Raw genomic sequence first — 5,092 nt, forward strand, 5'->3', positions numbered from 1 at the left:
GCGCGTCGCGTTTTGTGGGCGATCCCGTTTTTGTTTGCGGTTTCGCTGATTGCGTTTGCGCTGATCAGCGCGCCGCCGGGGGACTATCTGACGACGTTCGCGGCGACGCTGTCGCAGTCGGGCGACGTTGTGGACGAGGCGCGGCTGGATGCGCTGCGCGAGCGTTATGGTTTCGATCAGCCGTTCATCGTGCAGTATCTGCGCTGGATCGGGGGGGTTCTTCAGGGCGATTTCGGGATCTCGTTCGAGTGGCAGCAGCCGGTGGGGCAGCTGATCTGGGAGCGGATGGCGCTGTCGGTGACGCTGGCGCTGGCGACGCTGATGTTCACCTGGGCGGTGGCGCTTCCGATCGGGATCTACTCGGCGGTTCGGAAATACTCGCTGGGCGACTATTTCTTCACGACCATCGGCTTCATCGGGCTGGCCACGCCGAACTTCCTGTTCGCGCTGGTGCTGATGTATATCGCGGTGGTGCATTTCGGCTCGGACGTGTCGGGGCTGTTCTCGGAGGAATACCAGGACGCGCCGTGGTCGCTGGCCAAGTTCGGCGACCTGATGGCGCATATCTGGATCCCGGTGATCATCCTGGGGACCAGCGCGACGGCCAGCCTGGTGCGGATCATGCGGGCCAACCTGCTGGACGAGCTGCACCGGCCCTATGTGACGACGGCCCGCGCCAAGGGGCTGTCGGAGTTCCGGCTGATCATGAAATACCCGGTGCGGATCGCGATCAACCCGTTCATCTCGACGATCGGCTGGGCGTTTCCGCAGCTGATCTCGGGCGCCGTCATCACCGCCTTCGTGCTGTCGCTGCCGACCTCGGGGCCGCTGATGCTGCAGGCGCTCCTGGCGCAGGACATGTATCTGGCCGGCGCCTTCATCCTTCTGCTCTGCTGCCTGTCGATCGTGGGCATGCTGGTATCCGACATCCTGCTTGCGCTGATCGATCCGCGCATTCGCTTCCGGTGACCCCCAATGACCGCTGAAACCGAAATCGACCCCCGCGCCCTGGAAGAATCGCCCGAAGCGTTCGCTTCGCAGTGGCGCCTGATCTGGATCGCCTTCCGCCGGCATCGCCTGGCCATGACCGGCGCGATCCTCATCCTGTTCTTCTTCGTGATCGGGCTGTTCGCCGAGTTCCTGGCGCCGTTCGACCCGAATTCGACCTCGTCGGCCGACATCTATCACCCGCCGCAGATGGTCCGGTTCATCGACCGGGACGCCGAGGGCGGCTGGTCGTTCAGCCCGCATGTGCTCAGCATGACGCTGGAGCGGGATCCGTTCACGCTCGAGACGACCTACACGGTGAACCCGGACGAGAAGATCTATCTGGAGTTCTTCGGCAAGGGCGATGCCTACGAGCTCTGGGGCCTCATTCCGATGGAGCGTCACCTGCTGACGACCGAGGATCCCGAGGAGCGGTTCTATCTGTTCGGGGCGGACCGTCTGGGGCGCGACATGGTCAGCCGGACGTTCTTCGGCACCCGGGTGTCGATGTCGATCGGCCTGATCGGCGTGGCGCTCAGCCTGCTCCTGGGGCTGATCCTGGGCGGCATCTCCGGCTATTACGGCGGCCGGGTCGACATGTTCATCCAGCGGGTCGTGGAGCTGGTGATCTCGCTGCCGACGATCCCGATCTGGCTGGGGCTCAGCGCCGCGCTGCCGCAGGACTGGTCGCCGCTGACGCGCTACTTCGCGATCACGGTGATCCTGTCGCTGGTGGCCTGGACCGAGCTTGCGCGCGTGGTCCGGGGGCGGTTCCTGGCGCTCCGGACCGAGGACTTCGTCACCGCGGCGCGGCTCGACGGCTGCAAGCGCGGCCGGGTGATCTTCCGCCACATGATGCCGTCGATGGTGAGCCATATCATCGCCTCGGTGACGCTGGCGATCCCGGTGATGATCATCGCCGAGACGTCGCTGTCGTTCCTGGGGCTCGGCCTGACGCCGCCGATCATCTCCTGGGGGGTGCTGCTGAAGGAGGCGCAGAACATCCGGTCGATCGCCCAGGCGCCGTGGCTCTTCGCGCCGGGCGGCGCGGTGGTGCTGGCGGTGCTGGCGCTGAACTTCCTCGGCGACGGTCTGCGCGACGCGGCCGACCCCTATGCGCAGGACAGCCACTGATGAGCGAGACAGCGATGACAGCCGAAACCGCGGTTCTGGAACTGAAGAACCTGACCACCGAGTTCGTGACCAAGCGCGGCAACTTCCGCGCGGTCGACGACGTCTCGCTCGAATTGCATGCCGGCAAGACGCTCTGCGTCGTCGGCGAGAGCGGGTCGGGCAAGAGCGTGATGTCGCGCTCGATCCTGCAGATCGTCGACCCGCCCGGCCGGGTGACCGGCGGTCAGGCGCTGCTGCACCGGCACCGCACGGCGCGGGCCGGCGATGTCGACGAGACCGTCGACCTGCTGCGGCTGAATCCGAAGTCCAAGGCGATCCGCAACCTGCGCGGCCGCGACATCGCGATGATCTTCCAGGAGCCGATGAGCTCGCTGTCGCCGGTGCACCGGATCGGCGACCAGGTGGGCGAGGCGATCCGGCTGCACGAGCCGGTCTCCAGGAAGGACGCGCGCGAGCGGGCGCTGGAGCTTCTGCGCAAGGTGGAGATCCCGAACCCGGGCAAGGCCATCGACCAGTATCCCTTCGAGTTCTCCGGCGGCATGCGGCAGCGGGCGATGATCGCCATGGCGCTGGCCTGCAACCCGACGGTGCTGATCGCGGACGAGCCGACCACGGCGCTGGACGTGACGATCCAGGCCGAGATCCTCGACCTGATCCGGTCGATCCAGGACGACAGCGACATGGCGGTGCTGTTCATCACCCACGACATGGGCGTGGTGGCCGAGATCGCCGACGAGATCGCGGTGATGCGGTTCGGCAAGGTGGTGGAGACCGGCGATGTCTACGAGATCTTCGAAGACCCCCAGCACCACTACACCCAGCGGCTGCTGAACTCGGTCCGGGAGCTGGATCACCCCTCGGAGCGGCGGCTGGCGATGCGCGAGAGCCGCCCCGTCGGCAAGCCGATCCTGGTGTCGGACAGCGTCAGCAAGGTCTTCGGCGCCAGCAAGAGCTGGCTCGGCGGCGAAAAGAAGGGGCTCGTCGCGGTCGACGGGGCCGGCCTGGACCTGCGCAGCGGCGAGAACCTCGGCATCGTCGGCGAAAGCGGCTCGGGCAAGACGACGCTCGGCCGGTGCCTGCAGCGCGTGCACGAGGTCACCGAGGGGCGGATTCTCTACACCAACGCCGCCGGGCAGGAGCGCGACCTCGCGCCGCTGACCGAGGACCAGCTGGCGCAGCCCTGGCGCGACATCCGGACCGTGTTCCAGGACCCGTTCTCCTCGCTCAACCCGCGGATGACCATCGGCCAGATCATCGCCGAGCCGCTGGTCGTCGAAGGCAAGCTGACGGGGCCGCAGATCCGCGAGCGGGTGCACGAGCTGCTCGACCTGGTCGGGCTGCCGGTCTCGGCCTATATGCGCTATCCGCACGCCTTCTCGGGCGGTCAGCGGCAGCGCGTGTCGATCGCCCGCGCGATCGCGCCGAACCCGCGGATCATCATCGCCGACGAGGCGACCTCGGCGCTGGACGTGAGCCTTCGCACGCAGATCCTCGACCTGCTGCTCGATCTCCAGGAGCGGCTGGATCTGAGCTTCATCCTGATCAGCCACGACATCGCGGTGATCCGGTACTTCTGCGACCGCATCGCCGTCATGTTCCAGGGCCGGATCGTCGAGACGGGCGAGACCGAGGCGGTCTGCACCGCCCCGCAGCACGAATACACCAAGTCGCTGCTGTCCGCCGTTCCGGTGGCGGACCCGCGCTACCGCGGCCACAAACAGCGCGTCCGTTACCGCGAAACCACCTGAAAAGGCAGACAATGAAGATCACGGGAATCAAGACCTTTCTGATGCAGGTCGGGTCGCGCCCGGGCATGCCCGCCGGCGCCGGATCGTTCCGCGGCTCGCGCAACTGGCTCTTCGTCAAGGTCGAGACCGACGAGGGCGTCTACGGCATCGGCGAATGCTCGGGCTGGCCGCGGGTGATCGAGCGCGCGGTGCAGGATCTCGCCGCCGTCCTGACCGGCGAGGACCCGCGCGACATCGACCGGCTGTGGCATCGCCTCTACGTGGCGACGATGGGCCACGGCATGACCGGCACGGTGGGCGGCGGCGCCCTCACGGGCATCGAGATGGCGCTGTGGGACATCAAGGGCAAGGTGCTGGGCCAGCCGGTCTGGAACCTGCTGGGCGGCAGGTTCCGCGATACGATTCCGGTCTACGGCCATGCCAAGACGCCCGAGCGGGCGCGCGAACTGATGGAGCGGGGCTACAGCGCGGTGAAGGTCGGCTTCACCGGGGCCGTGGATCTCGACCTGGTGGCCTCGATCCGCGACACGGTCGGCGCCGAGGCCGACGTGATGGTCGATGCGCACGGGCCGTCCTGGATGACCGCGGCGGATGCGATCGCGGTGGGGCGCGAGCTGGAGAAGCTGGATCTGCTGTTCTACGAGGATCCGGTCGCGCCGGAGAACCTGGACGCGCTGCAGCGGGTCCGCGACGCGGTCGACATCCCGCTGGCGGCGGGCGAGCGGGTCAGCACGATCTGGGGCATCCGGCCGTATGTCGAGCGCGACCTGGTGGACGTGATCCAGCCCGATACCGGCCGCGCCGGCGGCATCACCCAGATGCGCAAGATGGCGGCGATGGCCGAATCCCACTACATCACCATGGCGCCGCATTCCGGCTCGCTCGGCCCGGTGGCGGAGTTCGCGGCGCTGCACGTGCTGGCGACGATCCCCAACGTCCTGATGCTGGAACGGGTCGAGTTCGACTGGAGCGGCCGCTACGACGTCGTGACCCCGGTCCTGAAGGCCGAGGCCGGCGCGCTGCCGGTACCCGACGCGCCGGGCCTGGGCGTGGAGCTCGTCGAGGAGGAGATCGCGAAATACCCCAGCGAGCGCAACGTCGCCGACATGCCGACGAACGACGGCGCCTACGAACCCGGCACCTTCGACGAATGCCTCTACGTCCAGCCCCGCCTGCGCAGAAGCGCCCGCCTGAGACTCAGGCGGAGCGACAAGGCGTAGGGG

Annotated in this window: 4 protein-coding genes; all 4 read left to right on the forward strand. The window is 67.6% G+C overall.

Annotation, left to right across the window (positions count from 1 at the left end):
• A partial coding sequence (locus tag P1J78_RS24015; protein WP_275569903.1) for an ABC transporter permease occupies positions 1-969 on the forward strand: 969 nt, incomplete at its 5' end.
• A gap of 6 nt (positions 970-975) precedes the next feature.
• On the forward strand, positions 976-2,121 hold the full coding sequence (locus tag P1J78_RS24020) for an ABC transporter permease (RefSeq protein ID WP_275569904.1): 1,146 nt from the start codon (positions 976-978) through the stop codon (positions 2,119-2,121).
• A complete protein-coding gene (locus P1J78_RS24025; RefSeq protein WP_275569905.1) occupies positions 2,121-3,869 on the forward strand; it encodes a dipeptide ABC transporter ATP-binding protein in 1,749 nt (582 codons plus the stop codon). Before P1J78_RS24020 ends, P1J78_RS24025 begins: the two co-directional genes overlap by 1 nt.
• Positions 3,870-3,880: 11 nt before the next feature.
• Complete coding sequence (locus tag P1J78_RS24030; RefSeq protein ID WP_275569906.1) at positions 3,881-5,089, forward strand: mandelate racemase/muconate lactonizing enzyme family protein; 1,209 nt, start codon at positions 3,881-3,883, stop codon at positions 5,087-5,089.
• The last annotated feature ends 3 nt before the right edge of the window (positions 5,090-5,092 follow it).

The sequence above is a fragment of the Psychromarinibacter sediminicola genome (assembly GCF_029168335.1).
In the GTDB taxonomy this organism is placed as follows: Bacteria; Pseudomonadota; Alphaproteobacteria; order Rhodobacterales; family Rhodobacteraceae; genus Psychromarinibacter; species Psychromarinibacter sediminicola.